The organism is Blastococcus sp. VKM Ac-2987 (assembly GCF_026967805.1).
Lineage (GTDB): Bacteria > Actinomycetota > Actinomycetes > Mycobacteriales > Geodermatophilaceae > Blastococcus.
Window position 1 is genome coordinate 1,269,449 of record NZ_JAPVBG010000002.1, and the last position, 19,611, is coordinate 1,289,059.

General features: G+C 74.1%; 22 protein-coding genes. 19 read left to right on the forward strand and 3 right to left on the reverse strand.

Annotated elements, in window-relative coordinates; translation table 11 throughout:
* Window positions 1-38 precede the first annotated feature (38 nt).
* The 13 genes from rpsP to dprA all read left to right on the forward strand — a co-directional run bounded on the left by rpsP (window position 39) and on the right by dprA (window position 9,378).
* Complete coding sequence (rpsP, locus tag O2W17_RS15040) at window positions 39-530, forward strand: 30S ribosomal protein S16 (RefSeq protein WP_269193226.1); 492 nt, start codon at window positions 39-41, stop codon at window positions 528-530.
* Between the two features lie 3 nt (window positions 531-533).
* Window positions 534-770, forward strand: coding sequence for an RNA-binding protein (locus tag O2W17_RS15045; protein ID WP_269193227.1), 237 nt, complete (start codon window positions 534-536; stop codon window positions 768-770).
* Window positions 771-795: 25 nt separating this feature from the next.
* The gene (gene rimM / locus O2W17_RS15050; protein WP_269193228.1) at window positions 796-1,341 is read left to right on the forward strand and encodes a ribosome maturation factor RimM; all 546 of its coding nucleotides are present in this window, start codon (window positions 796-798) and stop codon (window positions 1,339-1,341) included.
* Window positions 1,338-2,081, forward strand: a complete 744-nt coding sequence (gene trmD, locus O2W17_RS15055) for a tRNA (guanosine(37)-N1)-methyltransferase TrmD (RefSeq protein WP_269193229.1) — start codon at window positions 1,338-1,340, stop codon at window positions 2,079-2,081. Before rimM ends, trmD begins: the two co-directional genes overlap by 4 nt.
* Window positions 2,074-2,574, forward strand: coding sequence for an NUDIX hydrolase (locus O2W17_RS15060; RefSeq protein ID WP_269193230.1), 501 nt, complete (start codon window positions 2,074-2,076; stop codon window positions 2,572-2,574). Before trmD ends, O2W17_RS15060 begins: the two co-directional genes overlap by 8 nt.
* A 146-nt stretch (window positions 2,575-2,720) precedes the next feature.
* Window positions 2,721-3,077, forward strand: coding sequence for a 50S ribosomal protein L19 (rplS, locus tag O2W17_RS15065; protein ID WP_269193231.1), 357 nt, complete (start codon window positions 2,721-2,723; stop codon window positions 3,075-3,077).
* 78 nt (window positions 3,078-3,155) lie between these two features.
* Complete coding sequence (lepB, locus tag O2W17_RS15070; RefSeq protein ID WP_269193232.1) at window positions 3,156-4,094, forward strand: signal peptidase I; 939 nt, start codon at window positions 3,156-3,158, stop codon at window positions 4,092-4,094.
* A 146-nt stretch (window positions 4,095-4,240) separates the two neighbouring features.
* Window positions 4,241-4,963, forward strand: coding sequence for a LuxR C-terminal-related transcriptional regulator (locus tag O2W17_RS15075; protein WP_269193233.1), 723 nt, complete (start codon window positions 4,241-4,243; stop codon window positions 4,961-4,963).
* Window positions 4,964-5,071: 108 nt separating this feature from the next.
* Complete coding sequence (locus O2W17_RS15080) at window positions 5,072-5,860, forward strand: ribonuclease HII (RefSeq protein ID WP_269193234.1); 789 nt, start codon at window positions 5,072-5,074, stop codon at window positions 5,858-5,860.
* Window positions 5,857-6,177: a DUF2469 domain-containing protein gene (locus tag O2W17_RS15085; RefSeq protein WP_135146486.1), complete on the forward strand. Its 321-nt coding sequence runs from the start codon at window positions 5,857-5,859 to the stop codon at window positions 6,175-6,177. Before O2W17_RS15080 ends, O2W17_RS15085 begins: the two co-directional genes overlap by 4 nt.
* Before the next feature lie 86 nt (window positions 6,178-6,263).
* Window positions 6,264-6,623 (forward strand): YraN family protein, encoded by a 360-nt coding sequence (locus O2W17_RS15090; RefSeq protein ID WP_269193235.1) that lies wholly within the window; start codon window positions 6,264-6,266, stop codon window positions 6,621-6,623.
* On the forward strand, window positions 6,620-8,140 hold the full coding sequence (locus O2W17_RS15095) for a YifB family Mg chelatase-like AAA ATPase (protein ID WP_269193236.1): 1,521 nt from the start codon (window positions 6,620-6,622) through the stop codon (window positions 8,138-8,140). Before O2W17_RS15090 ends, O2W17_RS15095 begins: the two co-directional genes overlap by 4 nt.
* Window positions 8,137-9,378: a DNA-processing protein DprA gene (gene dprA, locus O2W17_RS15100; protein WP_269193237.1), complete on the forward strand. Its 1,242-nt coding sequence runs from the start codon at window positions 8,137-8,139 to the stop codon at window positions 9,376-9,378. Before O2W17_RS15095 ends, dprA begins: the two co-directional genes overlap by 4 nt.
* Window positions 9,379-9,407: 29 nt before the next feature.
* On the opposite strand, the gene O2W17_RS15105 is transcribed toward dprA, so the two are convergent.
* Window positions 9,408-10,256, reverse strand: a complete 849-nt coding sequence (locus tag O2W17_RS15105; RefSeq protein WP_269193238.1) for a hypothetical protein — start codon at window positions 10,254-10,256, stop codon at window positions 9,408-9,410.
* A 151-nt stretch (window positions 10,257-10,407) separates the two neighbouring features.
* On the reverse strand, window positions 10,408-11,478 hold the full coding sequence (locus O2W17_RS15110) for an IPT/TIG domain-containing protein (RefSeq protein ID WP_269193239.1): 1,071 nt from the start codon (window positions 11,476-11,478) through the stop codon (window positions 10,408-10,410).
* A 167-nt stretch (window positions 11,479-11,645) separates the two neighbouring features.
* Here O2W17_RS15110 and O2W17_RS15115 point away from each other — a divergent pair, with 167 nt between their 5' ends.
* From O2W17_RS15115 to O2W17_RS15135, 5 genes are all read left to right on the forward strand, one after another.
* Complete coding sequence (locus O2W17_RS15115; protein ID WP_269193240.1) at window positions 11,646-12,584, forward strand: tyrosine recombinase XerC; 939 nt, start codon at window positions 11,646-11,648, stop codon at window positions 12,582-12,584.
* Between the two features lie 92 nt (window positions 12,585-12,676).
* Entirely contained in the window at window positions 12,677-13,477 is an 801-nt protein-coding gene (whiG, locus tag O2W17_RS15120) for an RNA polymerase sigma factor WhiG (protein ID WP_269193241.1), read from the forward strand.
* Between the two features lie 254 nt (window positions 13,478-13,731).
* Entirely contained in the window at window positions 13,732-14,874 is a 1,143-nt protein-coding gene (locus O2W17_RS15125) for a thiolase family protein (protein ID WP_269193242.1), read from the forward strand.
* On the forward strand, window positions 14,871-15,233 hold the full coding sequence (locus O2W17_RS15130; protein ID WP_269193243.1) for a Zn-ribbon domain-containing OB-fold protein: 363 nt from the start codon (window positions 14,871-14,873) through the stop codon (window positions 15,231-15,233). Before O2W17_RS15125 ends, O2W17_RS15130 begins: the two co-directional genes overlap by 4 nt.
* On the forward strand, window positions 15,230-17,311 hold the full coding sequence (locus tag O2W17_RS15135) for an acetate--CoA ligase family protein (protein WP_269193244.1): 2,082 nt from the start codon (window positions 15,230-15,232) through the stop codon (window positions 17,309-17,311). The genes O2W17_RS15130 and O2W17_RS15135 overlap by 4 nt, the downstream gene beginning before the upstream one ends.
* Window positions 17,312-17,331: 20 nt before the next feature.
* On the opposite strand, the gene O2W17_RS15140 is transcribed toward O2W17_RS15135, so the two are convergent.
* Window positions 17,332-18,258 carry a LysR family transcriptional regulator gene (locus tag O2W17_RS15140; RefSeq protein ID WP_269193305.1) on the reverse strand — a complete coding sequence of 309 codons (927 nt, stop codon included), beginning with the start codon at window positions 18,256-18,258 and terminating at the stop codon, window positions 17,332-17,334.
* A 247-nt stretch (window positions 18,259-18,505) separates the two neighbouring features.
* Between O2W17_RS15140 and O2W17_RS15145 the strand changes: the two genes are divergently transcribed.
* Window positions 18,506-19,588 (forward strand): tripartite tricarboxylate transporter substrate binding protein, encoded by a 1,083-nt coding sequence (locus O2W17_RS15145; RefSeq protein ID WP_269193245.1) that lies wholly within the window; start codon window positions 18,506-18,508, stop codon window positions 19,586-19,588.
* The last annotated feature ends 23 nt before the right edge of the window (window positions 19,589-19,611 follow it).

Below are 19,611 nucleotides of genomic sequence, written 5' to 3' on the forward strand. Positions count from 1 at the left end.
GAGCAACCACACAGCGTTCGAGGAGTACACCACCCACCGTGGCCACCAAGATCAAGCTCATGCGCCTGGGCAAGATGCGCGCGCCGTACTACCGCATCGTCGTCGCCGACGCCCGCACCAAGCGGGACGGGCGCTCGATCGAGACGATCGGCAAGTACCACCCGAAGGAGGACCCCTCCTTCATCGAGGTCGACTCCGAGCGTGCGCAGTACTGGCTCGGCGTCGGCGCGCAGCCGACCGAGGCCGTCGCCGCCATCTTCCGGGTCTCCGGTGACTGGCAGAAGTTCAAGGGCGAGCCGGCCCCGGCCCCGATGAAGGTCGCCGAGCCCAAGCCGGACAAGAAGGCCCTGTACGAGGCCGCCGTCCGCTCCGGCATGGACGAGCCGACCACGGAGGCGACCACCGCCAAGAAGAAGGCGGCGCCGAAGAAGGCCGCCGACGCTCCCGCCGCCGAGGCGCCTGCTGCCGAGGCGCCTGCTGCCGAGGCCCCCGCGGCCGAGGTCGCTCCGGCCGAGACGCCGGCCGAGTAAGACGTGCTCGAAGACGCGCTCGAGCACCTGGTCAAGGGCATCGTCGACAACCCCGACGACGTCACCGTCGACCTGCTCACCAACCGCCGCGGCAAGACCCTCGAGATCCGGGTGCACCCGGACGACCTCGGCAAGGTCATCGGCCGCGGCGGGCGCACCGCCAAGGCGCTGCGCCAGGTGATGACCGGGGTCGGCGGACGGGGCCTGCGGGTCGACGTCGTCGACACCGACGGGCGCTGAGCACGAACCCTCCGGGCGCCGGCACGTGACAGCACAGCACGAACCCACCGACACCGTGGTGGTCGGCCGGATCGGCCGGCCCCACGGTGTCCGTGGTCTGGCCACCGTCGAGGTCCGCACCGACGACCCCGACCGCCGCTTCGCCCCGGGAGCGGTGCTGGCCACCGACCCGCCGGAGCGCGGCCCCCTGACCGTCGTCGACAAGCGGTGGCACAGCGGCACCCTGCTGCTGCAGCTCGCCGACGCCTCGGGCGCGGTCTACGACGTCCGCGAGGCCGTCGACGAGCTGCGCAACACCCTCCTGGTGGTCCCGATCGCGGACCTGCCGGAGATCGAGGAGCCCGACTCCTACTACGACCACCAGCTGGTCGGCCTGGCCGCCCGGCTGCCCGACGACTCGGTCCTCGGCGAGGTCACGGGGGTCCGCCACGAGGCGCAGGACCTGCTCGTCGTGCGGCGCGCGGAGGGCGGCGAGGCGCTGATCCCGTTCGTGTCGGCGATCGTGCCCACCGTCGACGTCGCCGGCGGCTTCCTGGTGGTGGACCCGCCCGAGGGGCTGCTCGACCTGTGAGCGACGCCTTTCGCATCGACGTCGTCACCATCTTCCCCGAGTACCTCGCGCCGCTGCGCCAGTCGCTGCTCGGCAAGGCCATCGAGCGCGGCCTGGTGAGCGTCGGCGTGCACGACCTGCGCGAGTGGACCGACGACGTGCACCGCACCGTCGACGACGCCCCCTACGGCGGCGGCCCGGGCATGGTGATGAAGCCCGAGCCGTGGGGCCGCGCGCTCGACGCCGTCCGCCCGCCCGGCACCCGGCTCGTCGTCCCGACCCCGGCCGGCCGGCCGTTCACCCAGCGGATGGCCGCCGGGTGGGCCACCGAGCCGGGGCTGGTCTTCGCCTGCGGCCGCTACGAGGGCATCGACCAGCGGGTCGCCGACTGGGCGGCCGACGCGGGGCCGGTCTCCGAGGTGTCGATCGGCGACTACGTGCTCGCCGGCGGCGAGTCCGCGGTGCTGGTGATGACCGAGGCGGTCACCCGGCTCCTCCCGGGCGTCGTCGGCAACCGCGAGTCGGTGGAGTTCGACTCGCACGCCGACGGGCTGCTCGAGGGCCCCTCCTACACCCGGCCGGCCACCTGGCGGGGCCACGAGGTGCCCGGGGTGCTGCTCTCCGGCGATCACGCCGGCATCGCCCGCTGGCGCCGCGGGCAGTCGCTGCGCCGCACCGCGGCCCGCCGTCCCGACCTGCTCGCCGCCCTGCCCGACGACGCGCTCACCGACGCCGAGCGGACGGCGCTGGCCGGTGAGTGAGCGGCCGGTGCTCAGGACGACGGCGCGCGTCGTCGTCCTCGACCCCGGCGGCCGGGTGCTGCTGCTCGGCGCCCGGCTGCCCGGCCCGGCGCTGCCGCCCGGCGAGGTGCTGTTCTGGTACACACCCGGCGGGGGTGTGGAGGACGGCGAGACGCTGCGCGGGGCCGCCGTCCGGGAGCTGGCCGAGGAGATCGGGCTGCGCACCGACCCCGCCTCGCTGGAGGGGCCGGTCTGGCTGCGGCGGCACGTCGGGTCCTTCGGCGAACAGCTCTACGACACCCGCGAGACCTACTTCGTGCTCCGCGACGTCGTGCACGAGGTGGTGCCCGGGGCGCTCACCGAGCTGGAGCTGCTGGCCGACGAGCCGCATCGCTGGTGGACGCCGGGGGAGCTGGTCGCGGGCGGCGTGGACCTCGTGCCGGGCGACCTGGCCGCCCTGCTCGCCGAGCTGGCCGCCGGCCGGTGGACGGGGCCCCCGCGCGTCGTCGCCTGAGGATGTGGCACAGTAGAGAGTCGCTGCTGACCGACGGCCGGGCCGTCGGGAGCTCCGCTCCGGAGCCGCAGCACCCCGGAACGGACAGCCGGGGCGTTCCGCTGTCCGAACCGAGAACGAGCCATCTGAGACTGAGGACTGCCGAGATGAACACCCTGGACGCACTCGACGCCGACTCGCTGCGCGACGACATCCCCTCGTTCCGCCCGGGTGACACCGTCAAGGTGCACGTCCGCGTCATCGAGGGCACCCGCTCCCGCATCCAGGTCTTCCAGGGCGTCGTCATCCGTCGCCAGGGCGGCGGCATCCGCGAGACCTTCACCGTCCGCAAGGTGAGCTTCGGCGTGGGCGTGGAGCGCACCTTCCCGGTGCACACCCCGGTCGTCGAGAAGATCGAGGTGCTCACCCGCGGTGACGTCCGTCGCGCCAAGCTGTACTACCTCCGCGAGCTGCGCGGCAAGGCCGCCAAGATCAAGGAGAAGCGCGAGGTCGTCACGCGCTGACCTCCTGCGAGGACACGCCTGACAGCCGGTCCGACCGGCTGGATCTCGGCGGGCCCCCCGCGCCGTACGCTGCTCCCGATGAGCAGCGACCGGCCCGGGGGGCCCGCCGACGTCGTTCCGGGGGAACCGGACCCCGACGAGACGCCCGTGCGTGACACCGGGGTCACGCCGTCCTCCCGCCGCAGCCGCCGCGAGCAGGCGAAGAAGGGCTCGCTGCTGCGGGAGCTGCCCGTCCTGCTGCTGATCGCCTTCGTGCTGGCGCTGGTCGTCAAGACCTTCTTCGTGCAGGCCTTCTTCATCCCGTCCGGCTCGATGGAGCAGACGCTGCACGGCTGCACCGGGTGCACCGGCGACCGGGTGCTGGTCAACAAGGTGCCCTACTGGTTCGGCGAGCCCGAGCCCGGCGACATCGTGGTCTTCCGCGGGCCGGACACCTGGACGCCGGAGATCTCGGTCGACGAGCCGGACAACTGGTTCACCGGGTCGCTGCTGTGGCTCGGGCGGGCGATCGGCGTCGCCCCGCCCAGCGAGGACGACTTCGTCAAGCGGGTGATCGCCACCGGGGGCCAGACGGTGCAGTGCTGCGACACCGAGGGCCGGGTCACCGTGGACGGCGAACCGCTCGAGGAGCCCTACGTCTTCGAGGACTCCCCGATCGAGAACCGCGCGTTCGGCCCGGTGACGGTGCCCGACGGGCGGTTGTGGGTCATGGGTGACCACCGGTCGGCGTCGGCGGACTCGCGATCGCACCTGGGCGACAAGTACGCCGGCACCATCGGCGTCGACGACGTCATCGGCAAGGCGGCGGTCATCGTCTGGCCGCTGGACCGCTTCGGCCTGCTCGGCTCGCCCGACATCCAGGGCACCGAGGCCGCCGCGGTGGCCCCGGAGCTGCCGTCCGGCGGCGCGGCGAGCCCCGTGGGAGCCGTCGCCGTCCTGCCGTACGCGGTCGGCCTGGCCGGGGCCGTGCCGGTGACGGCGCGGCGGCGACGACGGCGGGTTCGCACCGGCCCCTGAATGGTTCCGCTGTTCCGCATGTGATCCGCGACAACCGCGAATGGTCGCGCGCCATTGCCGAAAAAGGACTGTAAAAGCATTCAAGCAACCGTTTCACCCTCCCGATGGGGACAGAGCACGTTCCCGGAAGTGAAACGGAGTCTGTTGTGTCTGCACCTGTGGCGAGCACCGCCCGCGGGATCACCCGTGTGCTCCTCCTCGCCGACGCGCCCGTCCTGCGTCGGGGACTGGTCAGCATGATCAACGAGACCGCCGGCATGCAGTCGGTGGGCACCCCCGGCGAACTGCGCCGCGCCCTCACGCTGGTAGAGACCGCCCGCCCCGACGCCGTCGTGGTGGAGCTGGGGGCCGGCCGCGCCGCGACCCTCAACGCCTGCCGCGACCTGCGCCGCCGCTTCCCGCGCGTCACGATCGTCGCCCTGGCGACCTCGGAGGACCCAGCCGTGGTCAACGAGGCGATCGCCGCCGGCATCCGCGGGTACCTGATGGTCAACACGTCCCCGACGCTGCTCGGCTGGGCGATCCTGGCCGCCCGCGCCGGGCGCGTCGTCGTCGACCCGCAGATCCGCCGGGTCGAGCAGTCGGCCCTGCCCGCGGCCAAGCCGTTCGCCCCCGAGGTGCCGCTGACCCGGCGCGAGCAGGACGTGCTCGACGAGCTCCTGCAGGGCCAGTCGAACCGGCAGATCGGCCGCAACCTGTTCATCAGCGAGGACACCGTCAAGTCCCACGTCAAGGCCATCCTGCGCAAGCTGGGTGCCCGCGACCGGTCGCACGCCGTCTCCCTGGTGCTGTCCAACCGGACCCCGGGCTGCACCTGCGGCGCGCACGCGCTGCGGGCCGCCGAGCCCGACGTGACCGCCGACATCTGACGCACGCCTCCTCGGCTCCCGCGGGCCGGCCCCTCACCCGGGGGCCGGCCCGCGGTGCGTCCGGGGGTTGGCCGCGCTGTCGCCCCGCCGTCGTACTGTCGTGCCGCGATGGCTGCCCGACCCACCCACACCCACTCGGCGCCGGCGGTCCGTGCCCGGCGCACGGTCGCCGACGACCGGCCCGACGCGCTCTGGGACATGGAGCGGGCGCTGCGCCGGCGGGGCTTCGAGGCCATCGCCGGCGCCGACGAGGCGGGCCGGGGAGCCTGCGCCGGGCCGCTGGTCGCCGCCGCCTGCGTCCTGCCGTCGGGACGGCGGGGGCGGGTGCCCGGCCTGGCCGACTCCAAGCTGCTCAGCGCCGCCGCCCGGGACCGGGTCTACGGCGAGGTCGTCGACCGCGCGGTGGCGTGGTCGGTCGTCGTCCTCCCGGTCGAGGACCTCGACGCCCGGGGCATGCACGTCACCAACATCGAGGCGCTGCGTCGCGCCGTCTCGCTGCTCGACCCGGGCCCGGACTACGTGCTGACCGACGGCTTCCCGGTGCCCGGGCTCGCCCGTCCGGGGCTGGCGGTCTGGAAGGGCGACCGGGTGGCCGCGTGCGTCGCCGCCGCCTCGGTGCTGGCCAAGGTGACCCGGGACCGGATCATGCTGGACCTGCACCAGCGCTGGCCGGAGTACGACTTCGCCGGTCACAAGGGCTACATCACCGACGTGCACACCGCCGCGCTGGAGCGGCACGGGCCCTGCCCGGAGCACCGGATGCGGTACGTCAACGTGGCCCGCGCGCGCGACGCGCACGCCGCGCGGACGACCCACCTGACCGGCTCGGGTGCCATGGTCGATGATGGGGCCATGCGCCCTGCGTCCCGAGCCCTGACGAGCACCGAGGACCGATGAGCACCGAGGACCTCGAGAAGTACGAGACCGAGATGGAGCTCCAGCTCTATCGCGAGTACCGGGACATCGTCCGGCAGTTCACCTACGTGGTGGAGACCGAGCGACGGTTCTACCTGGCCAACTCCGTGGACCTGCAGGTCCGCGAGGCCGGCGGCGAGGTCTACTTCGAGCTGAAGCTCTCCGACGCCTGGGTGTGGGACATGTACCGCCCCGCCCGCTTCGTGCGGAACGTGCGGGTGCTGACGTTCAAGGACGTCAACGTCGAGGAGCTGGACAAGCCCGACCTCGAGCTGCCGGACGGCCCCCGCCTGCCCTGACCGGTCTCCCGTCCACAGGCGCCGGCGCGGTCCACAGATGAGCGCCGGCCCTGGGTCCGGCCGGGTCCGCGCGGCACGGTCGGGGAGTGCCTCCCACGACTGATCTCGGCGCCCGCGGCGAGCGGATCGCCGTCGCCTTCCTGACCGACACCGGGCTGCGCGTCCTCGACCGCAACTGGCGCTGCCGTGAGGGCGAGCTCGACGTCGTCGCCCGCGACCGGGACGCCCTCGTCTTCTGCGAGGTGAAGACCCGGCGGGGCACCGGCTACGGCCATCCCGTCGAGGCGGTGACGCCGGCCAAGCAGCGGCGGCTGCGGGTGCTGGCGCAGCGCTGGCTGGCCGCGCACGACGAGCACGCGCCCGAGGTGCGGTTCGACGTCGTCGGCGTCCTCGTGCGGCCCGAGCGCCCCGCCCTGGTGACGCACCTGCGGGCGGCGTTCTCGTGACGCTGGCACGCACCTGGTCGGTCGGCCTGGCCGGGGTCCAGGGGGCGATGGTCGAGGTGGAGGTGGACATCGCGGCCGGTCTGCCCGGGGTGGTCCTGGTCGGCCTGCCCGATGCGGTGGTGCGGCAGTCGGTGGACCGGGTGCGGGCGGCGGTGGTCAACGCCGGCGGTGAGTTCCCGGCCCGGCGGATCACCATCGGGCTCTCCCCGGCGTCGATGCCGAAACAGGGGAGCGGCTTCGACCTCGCCCTGGCCGCGGCGGTGCTCGCGGCCGCGGGCGCGGTGCGCCGCCGGGCGGTCGAGCGGCTGGTGCTGCTCGGCGAGCTGGGGCTGGACGGGTCGGTGCGGGCGATCCGCGGCGTGCTGCCCGCCGTGCTCGCCGCAGCCCGGGCGGGGCACCGCCAGGTGGTCGTGCCGGCCGCGAACGCCGCCGAGGCGGCGCTGGTCGAGCGGGTCGAGGTGCTCGCCGTGGAGAGCCTCGCCCAGCTGGTCGAACACCTGCGCGGGGAGGCGGTGCTGCGGCCGCACGAGCGCGGGCCGTTGCCCCCGCAGCCGCCCGTCGCCGATCTCGGCGACGTCGTCGGCCAGGCCGCGGGCCGGCGTGCGGTCGAGGTCGCCGCCGCCGGTGGCCACCACCTCTTCCTCAGCGGGCCGCCGGGCGCCGGCAAGACGATGCTCGCCGAGCGGCTGCCCGGCCTGCTGCCCGCGCTGGACGAGCAGGCGGCCCTGGAGGTCACCGCCATCCACTCGATCGCCGGCACCCTGCCGGCGGACGCGCCGCTGGTCACCCGGCCCACGTTCGAGGCGCCGCACCACTCGGCGACCATGGCGGCGCTCATCGGCGGGGGCTCGGGCCAGATCCGCCCCGGCGCGCTCTGCCGGGCCCACCGCGGCGTGCTGTTCGTGGACGAGGCCCCGGAGTTCCCGCGGGCGGTCCTCGACACCCTGCGCCAGCCGCTGGAGCGGGGGCAGGTGACCATCCACCGGGCGGCCGGCTCCGCGACCTTCCCCTGCCGCGCGCAGCTGGTCCTGGCGGCCAACCCGTGCCCGTGCGCGAGCGCCGCCGGTGACACCGCATGCACCTGCAGCCCGCTGGAGCGGCGGCGGTACCAGTCACGGCTGTCCGGTCCGCTGCTCGACCGCGTCGACCTCCGGGTGGAGCTGCCGCCGGTCACGAGGGCCGCCTGGCTCGACGGGCTGGGCGCGCCCGAGTCGACGGCCGTGGTCGCCGAACGGGTCCGCCGGGCACGCGCGGCGGCGGGCGAGCGGCTGGCCGGCACCGGCCTCGGGCTCAACAGCCAGGTGCCCGGGCGGATGCTGCGCGAGCGGTTCGCCGTGCCCCGGTCGTCGTTGCGGCTGGCCGAGCGCGCCCTGGAGCGCGGGTCGCTCTCGGTGCGCGGCTTCGACCGGGTGGTCCGCGTGGCGTGGACGCTCGCCGACCTGGCGGGCCGGACGGTGCCCGGTCCCGACGAGGTGGCCGAGGCCCTCGGCATGCGGCTCCAGCGGAGCGCGGCATGAACCTGGACGAGGACCTCGAGGAGGCGGCCGGCGCGGTCGCCGTCCCGGGGACGGCCCAGCCGGGGGTGCGGCGTGCACGGGCATGGCTGAGCCGGGCGGTCGAGCCGGGCACCATCGACCTCTGGCGCTACGTCGAGGACGTGGGGCCCGTCGACGCCGTGCGGCGCCTGCGGGCCGGCACCGCGCCGGACCGGGTCCGGTCGCTGGTGGGCGCGCGGGCGCACGAGGACGCCACGCTGGCCGACCTGCGGCGCGCCGAACGCTGCGAGGCCCGCTTCGTGGTCCCGGAGGACGACGAGTGGCCGGCCTACCCGCTGCACGCGCTCACCGTCGCCGTGGCCGGGGAGCCCGCCGAACCGCGGCACCAGTCCGACCGGACGCGAGCGCCGGTGCCGCCGATGGGCCTGTGGGTGCGCGGCTCCGCCCGGCTCGACGTGGTGACCGACCGCTCGGTGGCGGTCGTCGGCTCCCGCGCCTCCTCCGCCTACGGCGAGCACGTCGCCGCCGAGCTCGGCCACCAGCTGGGCGAGCGCGGCTGGACCGTCGTCTCCGGGGGCGCGTACGGGATCGATGCCGCCGCCCACCGGGGAGCCCTGGCCGCCGGGGTCCCGACGGTCGCGGTGCTGGCCTGCGGCGTCGACCGGGTGTACCCCGCGGCGCACGGCGCCCTCTTCGCCCGGATCGCCGAGTCCGGGCTGCTGGTGAGCGAGTGGCCGCCCGGGTGCGCGCCGCTGCGGCACCGGTTCCTCGTGCGCAACCGGCTGATCGCCGGCCTCACCCGGGGCACCGTGGTCGTCGAGGCGGCGGCCCGCTCGGGAGCGCAGGCGACGGCCACGCGCGCCCGGACGCTCGGCCGGCCGGTGATGGTCGTGCCCGGGCCGGTCACCTCGGCGCTCTCGGTGGGCTGCCACGAGCTGCTGCGCGACGAGGAGGCCGGCGCGATCCTGGTGACCTCGGCGGCGCACGTCGTGGAGGCGGTCGGCGGCATCGGCACCGATCTGGCGCCGCCCGTCGAGCGGCCGGCGTCCCCGCGGGACGGGCTCTCCGACCTCGCGGCCCGGGTGCTGGACGCCTGCCCGGTGCGGATCGGGGTCGGCCCCGAACGGCTGGCGAGCATCGCCGGCTGCGACGTCCTGGAGGTGCTCAAGGTGCTGCCGTCGCTGGAGCTCGCCGACCTCGTCCAGTGGACCGGCACCGGCTGGCGGCTGGCCCGGTCGGAGCGAGCGGGGGAGGGATGAGGGTGACGGTCCGGGTTGCTGCAGGCACCTCAGCGGGAGAACTGCCAGCGCACCTCGTCATCGACCGGCAGGACCACCACCGTCCCGGTCTCGGGGGTCCAACCGTCGTGCAGCAGGAAGATGCGTCCGCCCGACTGGGTCAGCAGGCGGAGGCCCGTGATCCGGTAGCGCGCCGCCCCCGGCGCCTCGGCTGCCGACGGGTCGATGTCGATCGGTTCCTCCACCACCCCCGGCGCCTGGATGCCCAGGGGAACCGGGCTGTAGGCCGTGGCTCGCGGCAGCGCCGGAACGGAGGCGGCGACCTCGTCGGCGTAGCCCCGCCCGATGGCCCCGGCGAAGTCCGACAGCTGCCAGAACAGCGCGAGGGCCACGACGGCGCTGACGAGCAGTGTGCGGAGAGCCCGCTGCCAGGGAGGTGCCGGATCGCGTTCCGTGCCCCTGGCGGCCCGGACGAGGGACCCGCCGTAGGCGGCCGCGGCCACCCCGGCGGCGATGGCGAGCGGGAGCAGCAGCGGTGGGCGGTTGCGGCTGATGCCGACGGCGAGGGTGAGCAGAGCGATCGACAGCCCGAGGCCCAGGATCGTCCAGCCGGCCAGCAGGATCCGCCGGTGCGGTCCTGGTCGGAGCAGCCTCCGGTTCACGCTCTGCTGGGCGGTGAGCCAGCCGAGCGCCAGCACGCCGAGCACGAGGAGCGGCAGGTAGAGGGTCCTGACGCTGCGCAGGACGTAGTCCTGGGTGGTGTAGCCGAAGAGGCTGACGTCCAGACCCATGGCCCGTGCCTGCTGGTCGGTTCGTGCCCAGCCGTAGTAGAGCATCAGCGCGCCCGCCACGGTGACCGGCGGTCCCAGCGTGGTCAGCACGGACAGCGAGGACCGCAACGGCGACTCGTCCGCCGCCGGCGGAGGGGAGGCTCCCGAGCGCGCTCCGGGTGCCGGGCCGGGAGCGGTCGACGCCGTGGCGGCGAGAGGTGCAGCGGCGGTCGCGCCGGACGGGGGCCGCTCCCCAGCCGTCTCGGTCATCGCGGGGTCGTCAGTTCGGGGACGTCGGTGCGGCCGATGACGCGGGCGAGCCCGGAGGCGACGGGTCCGAGGTGTCGGAGGGGTCCGATGACGAGGGTGTCGGGTCGTCCGCCGTCCCGCTCCCGGACGACTCGGGAGCCGAGGACTCCGACGGCGGAGAGCCGCCGCCCTCGTCTGTCAGGTAGGTGAAGGGTGCAGGCGCCGTGACCTCCCCTGCCCGGTTGCGCAGCCGGACGTCGACCGGGCCGGGCTCGTCGGCAGGTGGCAGGCGGACCTCGATCGCCTCCTCCACGGGACTGCTCTCGCCGGAGCCCTCGGAGGTCACCTCGGCAACCGTCGTCCCGAAGAGGATCTCGGTCGGCTCGTCGATCCCCCGGCCGACGAGGACGACGGTGGTGCCGCCGGTGACCGGCCCCTGCGCAGGCTGGACCTGCGTGATCTCGAAGGGGCACGCCGTCGCGCTGCCCGGTGCGGGGAAGACGACCTCCGGCTGCTGACCCGGGTGCTCCCGGTGCCAGGCCAGGGCCCGCTCGAGCAGCGCGCGGGCCGCCTCGTCCAGGCACCCGCCGTCGTCGGCGTCGTCGACGGCAGCGGCCTGCTCCTCGGCGACCTCCCACTGGCTCGCGTCCCCGTCGACCGCAGCGAGGCACACCGCGGTGAGCGCACGCCACAGCTCCCTGCCCTCCACGTCCGCCACGGAGCTCTGCAGACCGGCGCAGTCGCGTCGTTCCAGCGAGCCGTACCACTGGAAGGGCGGCGGATCGCCCGGGTCCGCGGGCCCCCAGGGCACCCAGCTGAACCCGTCGTCGTCATCGTTGCCGCCGTTGCCGTTCCCGTCTCCGCCGTTGCCGCCGTTGCCGTCTCCGCCGTTCCCGTTGCCGTCTCCGCCGTTCCCGTCGCCGCCGCCGTTCTCATCACCGTCCCCGCTCGGCGAGGACTCGGTCGGCTCCGTCACCGTGGCGGTCTCCTGCTCCTCGGCCTGGTCGTCCGACCCGACGTCCCCTGCGCCGCCGCAGGCGGGAACGGTGAGGAGGAGGCCGGCAGCGAGTGCGGCGATCCGGGAGTGCGCGTGCCGTCTCACGACTCATCACCTCAGCGGGGTGCAGGCATGTCCCGATCCGGCGACGCTACGAACGCGACATCACCGCGACGTCACCGTCGCATCGGCCGGCCCCGGCCCCGGCCTGGCGCCGACGCGTCCCGGCGCGGCGCCTTGACCGGCGCCTGGCGCCGACGGACCGTGCCCCCGTGGCGACTCCCAGCACCGCAGAGGTCCGCGCCGGGCTGCCCCCGGCGCTGGCCGAGGCGCTGGCCGGCTACGAGGAGCACCTGAGCGGGCAGCGCGACCTGTCGCAGAACACGGTCCGCAGCTACGTCGGGGACGTCGCCCGGCTGCTGGACCACCTCGCCCGGCGCAGCGGGACGCAGCCGCACGAGCTCGACCTCGCCACCCTCCGCAGCTGGCTCGCCCAGGGCCGCACCCGGGGGCACGGCCGGTCGACCACCGCCCGGCACGCCTCGGCCGCCCGGTCGTTCACCGCCTGGCTCCGCCGCTCCGGGCTCACCCCCGAGGACGTCGGCCAGCGACTGGTCAGCCCCAAGGCCCACAAGACCCTGCCCGACGTGCTGGCGCCCGAGCAGGCCCGCGCGCTGGTCGAGACAGCCGCGGGGGAGGAGGAGCCGGTCCGGCTGCGCGACGCCGTCGTCCTGGAGCTGCTCTACGCCAGCGGCATCCGGGTGAGCGAGCTCGTCGGGCTGGACGTCGACGACATCGACCGCGGCCGCCGGCTGCTGCGGGTGTTCGGCAAGGGCCGCAAGGAGCGCAGCGTGCCGTACGGGGTGCCGGCCGAGCGTGCGCTGGACAGCTGGCTCACCCGCGGCCGGCCGGCGCTGGCCACGCCCGACTCCGGGCCGGCGCTCCTGCTGGGCTTGCGCGGCCGCCGCCTGGACGCCCGGGAGGCCCGGCGCACGGTGCACGCCGCGACGGCCGGCGTCCCGGGGGCGCCGGACATCGGACCGCACGGGCTGCGGCACTCCGCCGCCACGCACGTGCTGGAGGGCGGCGCGGACCTGAGGTCCGTCCAGGAGCTGCTCGGCCACGCTAGCCTCGCCACGACGCAGATCTACACGCACGTGACGGTCGAACGGCTCCGTGCTGTCCATGCCCAGGCGCACCCGCGTGCCTGAGCGCGGCGGCCGGGTCGCGGAGCGGACGACGGCAGTCATGACCACGCGGGACCACGGACGGTGCCCGCGCAGCACGACCGAGGAGCGCCACCGTGTCTGAGGCAACCATCCGCCGCATCGACGAGTCCGGAGAGGACGCCGATGCGCTGCTGCACGACCTCTGGGCGCGGTACGTCGACGGCCGGGACCCCGCCCTGCGTGACCGGTTGATCCTCCACTACGCGCCGCTGGTCAAGTACGTCGCCGGCCGGGTCGGCAGCGGCCTGCCCGCCCACGTCGAGCAGGCCGACCTCATCTCCTACGGCACGTTCGGCCTCATCGACGCCATCACCCGCTTCGAGCCCACCCGTGAGGTGAAGTTCGAGAGCTACGCGATGTCGCGCATCCGCGGCGCCATCATCGACGAGCTCCGCAACACCGACTGGATCCCGCGGTCGGTCCGCGTCAAGGCCCGCCTGTTCGAGCGCACCGTCGCCGAGCTGGAGAGCAAGCTGCACCGGACGCCGTCGGACGAGGAGGTCGCCGACGCCATGGACATGGACGTCGAGGACATCCGGAAGTTCCTCGGCCAGCTGTCCCTGGTCAACGTCGTCGCCCTCGACGAACTGCTCACCGACGACGACGGCGGCTCCCCGCGCCTGGGCGACACCCTGCGCGACCCCTCCGCACTCGACCCGCAGGCGATGGCCGAGCACGGGGAGGCCCGGCAGCTGCTGGCCCGCGCCGTCGAGCAGCTGCCCGAGCGGGAGAAGGTCGTCGTCTCCCTCTACTACTTCGAGGGGCTCACCCTCGCCGACATCGGCCGCGTCCTCGGGGTCACCGAGAGCCGGATCTGCCAGCTGCACACCAAGGCCGTCCTGCACCTGCGCACCAAGCTCGCCGACATCGCGTGACGGCCGGGCGCGGCTGCTACGGTCGGCCGGCCGCGCGTGACCGCCGTCACGGGTCGGCGGGGCGCCGGCGGTCCAGCGCGCGGCCGACGGGAGGCGGGCAGGGTGCACGTCAGCCTTCTCGACCACCGGATGACTGCTCGCGCATCCCGGTGGCAGCGGCGCCCCGCTGATCAGCAGCAGCACGGGGCGGCGGATCCCGCAGGCCTGACCGGCCAACCTCGAGCGCGGGGCGTCCGGTTCGAGGAGGCGTCCCGGTGACCGCGTTCCTCACCGGGGTGGGGCTCACCCCCTTCGGCCGCCAGCCGGGGAGGGACTCGCTGGACTGGCAGTGCACCGCCGCCGGGATGGCGCTCGACGATGCCGGCCTCGGCCCAGACCGGGTGGGGGCGGTGATCGCCGGATACTCGACGGTGGCCAACCACCTGATGCCGGCGAACCTGGCCGCCGAGCGGCTGGGGATACGGCCTGATGTCGCCTTCGGCATGAGCGTCGGCGGGGCGACCGGGCTGGCGATGGTGGCGCAGGCCGTCGCGCTGGTGAGGTCGGCAGCAGCCGAGCACGTGCTGGTGGTCGCCGGGGAGAACCGCGCCAGCGGGCAGGCCAGAACCACCTCGACCACGGTCCTCGCCCAGGTGGGGCACGCCGCCTACGAGGTGCCGCTCGGCGGCAACGTGCCCGCGTACTACGCGCTCCTGGCGTCCCGGTATCTCTGGAGCCACGGGCTGGACGACGGCGCACTTGCCGCCTTGCCGGTGCAGATGCGCGAGCACGCCGTCGGGACCGCCGGTGCGCACTTCCGCGAACCGATCACGGTCGCCGACGTCCTCGCCTCGCGCCCGGTGGCCGAGCCGCTACGACTGCTGGACTGCTGCCCGGTCTCCGACGGTGGCGCCGCCTTCGTGATCTCGCGCGCCCCGGTGTCGGAGCGGTCGTTGCAGATCGCGGGCGTCGGCCAGGCCCACCGGCACCAGCACCTGAGCGAACTCGACCCGGACGACACCGGAGCCTCCCGGGCCGCCGGCATCGCGCTCGGCGAGGCCGGCATGGACCTCGGCGGGGTGCACGTCTGGGGCATCTACGACAGCTTCTCGATCACCGTGGCGATGATCGTCGAGGAGCTCGGGCTCGCGCCGCCGGGATGCGCCGGGGCCTACGCGCAGGCGGGGGCCTTCCAGGCCGACGGCCGGTACCCCTTGAACACGCACGGAGGCCTGCTCTCCTACGGGCACTCCGGTGTGGCCGGCGGGATGGCCCACCTCGCCGAGGTGGCCGGGCAGCTGCGCGGGGAGCGTGGCGTCGCCCAGGTGCGGAACTGCGAGGCCGGCTACGTGCACGCCGACGGCGGCGTGCTCTCGGCTCACGTCGGCGTCGTCCTCCGAAAGGCGAGCCGGTCGTGAGCCGGACCCAGGGTGACTGGACGCAGGGGTGCGCCCGGCTGCTGATCGCGGTCTGCGCCGACTGCGGGAACAACTGGTACCTGCCGAAGGATCGCTGCCCGCGGTGCGGATCGGCGAGGCAGTCCTCCGTCCAGCCGTCCGGCGAGGGCCGGTGCGTGGCGGTGACGCTGCTGCACGTGACGGGGGAGCCGGGCGGGGCGCCTCTCTCGCTGGCCCTGGTCCGGCTCGACGAGGGCCCGGTGGTGATGGGCCGGGTGGACGGCGATCTGGCGCCGGGCGATCCCGCCCGCGTGCACCTCCTGCCGTCCGGCACCGGGACGACCCTGCTCCCCAGCTTCTCGAGGAAGGCAGTGACGTGACAGCCGGCCTGCACTTCTTCCACCATCCGGCATCGGTCGCCGTCGTCGGTGCCTCGGACGACCCCGAGAAGATCGGCGGGCGCCCGCTCCGCTACATGCGGGAGTTCGGTTACCGGGGGCAGGTGATGCCGGTCAACCCTCGACGTCGGGAAGTGCAGGGAACGGCGACGGTGCCGTCCCTGGCCGACGTGCCGGAGACCCCCGACGTGGTTCTCGTGGCGGTACCCGGAGCTGCGGCCGTCGAGGCGGTCGTGACGGCGGCCGACCTCGGGGCCAAGGGCTGTGTGGTGATGTCCTCCGGATTCGGTGAGACGGGGGCCGCGGAGGGCCTGCGCATGCAGGCGGAGATGCTCGCAGCCGCGCAGCGGACCGGCATGCGGGTGATCGGCCCCAACTCCCAGGGGTTGGCCAGTTTCTCGTCCGGCGCGGTCCTGGGGTTCTCCACGTTGTTCACCGAGGATCCGCCGGCCGATGGGCCGGTGGGGATCGTCAGCCAGAGCGGGGCGATGGCCTCGGTGCCCTACGGGGCCCTGCGACGTCGGGGCATCGGCGTGCGGTACGCCCACGGCACGGGCAACGACATGGACGTGAGCGCAGCAGAGCTCGCTGCCACGGTGGTCGAGGACCCCGACCTCAAGCTGCTCCTGCTCTACCTCGAGAAGATCGACCACCCCGAGTGGCTGGTGGAGCTGGGGGAGCGGTCCCGGCGCAACGGGGTTCCCGTCGTGGCGCTGGTGGGTGGCCGCAGCCAGCACGGCAGCCGGGCAGCCGCGTCGCACACCGGGGCGCTCGCCACCGAGCGGCGAGTGCTCGAAGCGCTGCTGGAGCGAGCCGGCATCTGGTCGGTGCGGACGGCGCACGAGCTGGTCGCCTCCACCGAGCTCTACCTGCAGGACTGGCAGCCGCGCGGATGCCGCCTCGCGGTGGTCAGCAACTCGGGTGCGATGTGCGTCCTGGCCGCCGACGCCGCCGAGGACGCCGGTGTTCCGTTGGCCGAGCTGGCGCCCGCCACCCGCACCGCGCTGGCCGACGCATTGCCCGCCTTCGCCGCTACGGCCAACCCCATCGACGTCACCGCGGCGCTGCTGACCGACAGCAGCATCTTCGGCCGGGTCCTGCCCGTACTGGGCGCCGACCCCGCCGTGGACGCGTGCCTGCTGGGTATCCCGGTGGCCGGTCGCGGCTACGACGTCGAGCGCTTCGCCCGGGACGCCGCCGCGTTCGCCGCCTCGGGAACGCCTCTCGTGCTGGCGATCCCGCAGGCCTCGGTCGCCGCCCCGTTCATCGAGGCGGGGCTGGTCGTGTTCGAGGAGGAGTCGTCGGCGATCGGCGCACTGGCGCAGTTCCTGGCACACCGCCGGCGGATGGAGCGTGCCGGGACACTGCGCCGCCCGGCCGTCAGAGGTGGGACGGATGCCGGCGGGGGGCAGCTCAACGAGTCCGAGAGCCTGGTCGCGCTCGCCGAGATGGGAGTTCCCGTGGTGGCGCACGAGTTCCTGCCGGATGCGGGGCAGGTGGCGGCCGCCTTCGGCCGACTGGGCGCGGACCGGGTCGTGGTGAAGGGCTGCAGCCACGAGGTGAGCCACAAGTCCGAGCTCGGACTGGTGCGGTTGGGGTGCGCCTCCCCGGAGGAAGCGACGTCGTCCGCCCGCGCGATCGCCGATGCGGCAGCGCGCAACGGGGTTCCCCTCGACGGCTTCGTCGTGGCGCCGATGGTCCACGGGGTGCGGGAAGTGCTGATCGGCGCGCACGTCGACCCGGTCTTCGGCCCGGTGATGGTCGTCGGCGCCGGCGGCGCGTACGTCGAGGTGGTGCCCGACACCCAGGTCCTCCTGGCGCCCTGCACGGTCGAGGAAGTGCGGGAGGCGATCGGTCGGTTGCGCATGGCGCCGCTCCTCGACGGAGTGCGTGGTGAACCAGCGGCCGACGTGGAGGCGTGGGTGGCCGCGGTCGTCGCGGCCTCCGAGGCGATGGCCGATCCCGGTGGCCGGGTCCGTGGGTTCGATGCCAATCCGGTGATGCTGCGCCCGGCCGGGCAGGGCGTCTGCGCGGTGGACGCGGTCGTCCTGACGCGCTGAGAGGCGCCGGTCGGGGGTGACTACGTCTGCCACGAGGCCCCGGGAGGCAGTCGCCCCTCGCTCGCGGCGGCCGTGCGCACCGTGTCGAGGAAGCCGTGGACCGCCGGGCTGAGCGGGCGGCGGCGATGTCGGACCATGCAGATGCGTCGTCGGACGACGGGTTCGAGCAGGATGTGCCGCAAGCCGGCGAACTCGATCATCGGGAGCACGAAGCCCGGGACGACCGTCACACCGAGTCCAGCAGCCGTCAGCCCGGCCACCGCGCCGACCGTGCGCGCCTCGAGGACGGGCCCGACGCTCACCCCGGCATCGAGGAGCGCGCGGTCGACGACCTGCCGCACGCTGGTGGTGGCCCGGTTGAAGGCGATGAACGCCTCACCGGCGAGGTCCGACCACGTCACCCGCTCCGAGTCCGCGAAGCGATGACTCATGGGCGCGGCGCAGAAGAAGCTGTCCGTCGCCACGGGCTGGACGACGAGGTCGGGATGGGGCGACGGCGAACCGGTGACGGCGATGTCCACCGATCCTGCGAACACCTGGTGCAGGACCTCGGCGCTCAGCATGTCGAGCACGCGGACGTCCACGTCGGGGCGCGTGCTCCGGTAGGACGAGAGCAGGCCCGGCAGCAGGGTCGCAGCCAGCGCCGGCAGCGCGGCGATCGTGAGCGTGCCGCGGGTGCCGTCCAGGAAGCCGGACACATGACGCAGCCCGGAGTCGAACTCCTCCAGCATGTGCCGGGCGACACCGACGACCTCGCGACCCTCCACCGTCAGCTCGACACTGCGCGTGGTGCGCAGGAAGAGCCTGGTCCCCAGCCGGCGCTCGGCGTCCGCGACCGTGCGGCTCAACGAGGACTGAGCCACGTGCTGCCGCGCCGCGGCCACGGTGAAGCTGCCCGCGTCGGCAACCGCGACCACCGCACGCAGGTGCGTCAGGCCGAGATTCATGCTCACAGCGCATCAAGGTATGCGAAGTTGATGTTAGACAGGTCACATCCTTCCGGTCAGTGTGAGACACACACGGAAGGAGGTGCCCGGTGGCTTCACCCCCTCGGCACCGCGCAGCAGTCGTCGTTCCGCTCCCGCTGACCCGTGCGCCGGGCCGGCTCGGAGAGCCGGCGTCACCCCGTGGCTCGCACAGCGGACGGTCCGGGCCGCCACGGCCGCAGGTGCAGTCGCCCCGTGGCCGACGACCGTGCTCCGCCCGCTGCACACCTCCTTCCCGGCATCACCCGAAGTGCCCACGGACCCGCACAGCCGAATCTGTCAGGAGATCCGCATGAGAAACCGACGCCTGCTCCCGGCGGTCGCAGTCCTGTCGACGCTCCTACCGCTGAGCGCGTGCGGTGGTGGTGAAGCCGACAGCGGTGCCGAAGGCAACGCCGAGACGTATCCGTCCGAGCCGATCACGCTGGTCATCCCGTATGCCGCCGGTGGTCCCACGGATCTCGTGGCCCGCTCGCTGGCACCCTTCTTCGAGCAGGAACTCGGGGAATCGGTCATCCCCGAGAACCGGCCGGGTGGCAGCGGTGCCCTGGGGATGAGCACCATGATCCAGGCTGGGCCGGACGGTCACACCCTGCAGATCCTCGCCTCCAGCGCCGCTGCGGTGACACCGCTGGTGGAGGACGTCGACTACGACGAGTCCGACTACGTGACGATCGGTGCGATCTCCCAGTACCCCTACGTGCTGGCGGTGCGGGAGGACTCCGAGTACTCCTCCGCGGAGGAGTTCTTCGCGGCGGCGGAAGAGAGCCCGGGGACGCTGTCCGTGGCGGTCCCAGGGGCGTCGTCGCAGGGCGCCGTCGAGCTGCAGCGTCTGGCGGAGAACTACGACGTGGTCACCACACCCGTACCCTTCGAAGGCAACGCGGGCAGCATCGGGGCACTGCTCGGTGGCAACGTCGATGCGACTTTCGTGGTCGCATCCGACGACATCCTCGGCCAGATCGAGGCGGGAGAGTTCCGTCCCATCGCCGTCGGGTCCGCTGAACGCGCCAGCTACCTGCCGGAGACCCCCACGCTGCAGGAACTCGGGTACGAGGACCTGACCATGGGCACGTCGTACTACGGGCTGGCAGCCCCCGCCGGCACGCCGGACGAGATCGTCGCCCAACTGGAGGACACGCTCCGAGCGGCGTTGGAAGACCCGGAGGTCGTCGACCGGGTCGGTGAGAAGTACGTCCCGGAGGAGTTCATCACCGGCGAGGAGCTGGGTGAGCTCTTCGCGGAGCAGCGTGCGGCGTACGAGCCGGTGCTGTCGGGAGCGACGGATTGAGCCCCGCGGACGGCAGTCAGGAG

Coding starts and splice junctions, on each gene's coding strand:
- lepB (WP_269193232.1), top strand. CDS start 3,156: ATGAGCAGCGACCGGCCCGGGGGGCCCGCCGACGTCGTTCCGGGGGAA.
- O2W17_RS15085 (WP_135146486.1), top strand. CDS start 5,857: ATGAGCACCGAGGACCTCGAGAAGTACGAGACCGAGATGGAGCTCCAG.
- O2W17_RS15080 (WP_269193234.1), top strand. CDS start 5,072: ATGGCTGCCCGACCCACCCACACCCACTCGGCGCCGGCGGTCCGTGCC.
- dprA (WP_269193237.1), top strand. CDS start 8,137: ATGAACCTGGACGAGGACCTCGAGGAGGCGGCCGGCGCGGTCGCCGTC.
- O2W17_RS15140 (WP_269193305.1), bottom strand. CDS start 18,258: ATGAATCTCGGCCTGACGCACCTGCGTGCGGTGGTCGCGGTTGCCGAC.
- rplS (WP_269193231.1), top strand. CDS start 2,721: ATGAACACCCTGGACGCACTCGACGCCGACTCGCTGCGCGACGACATC.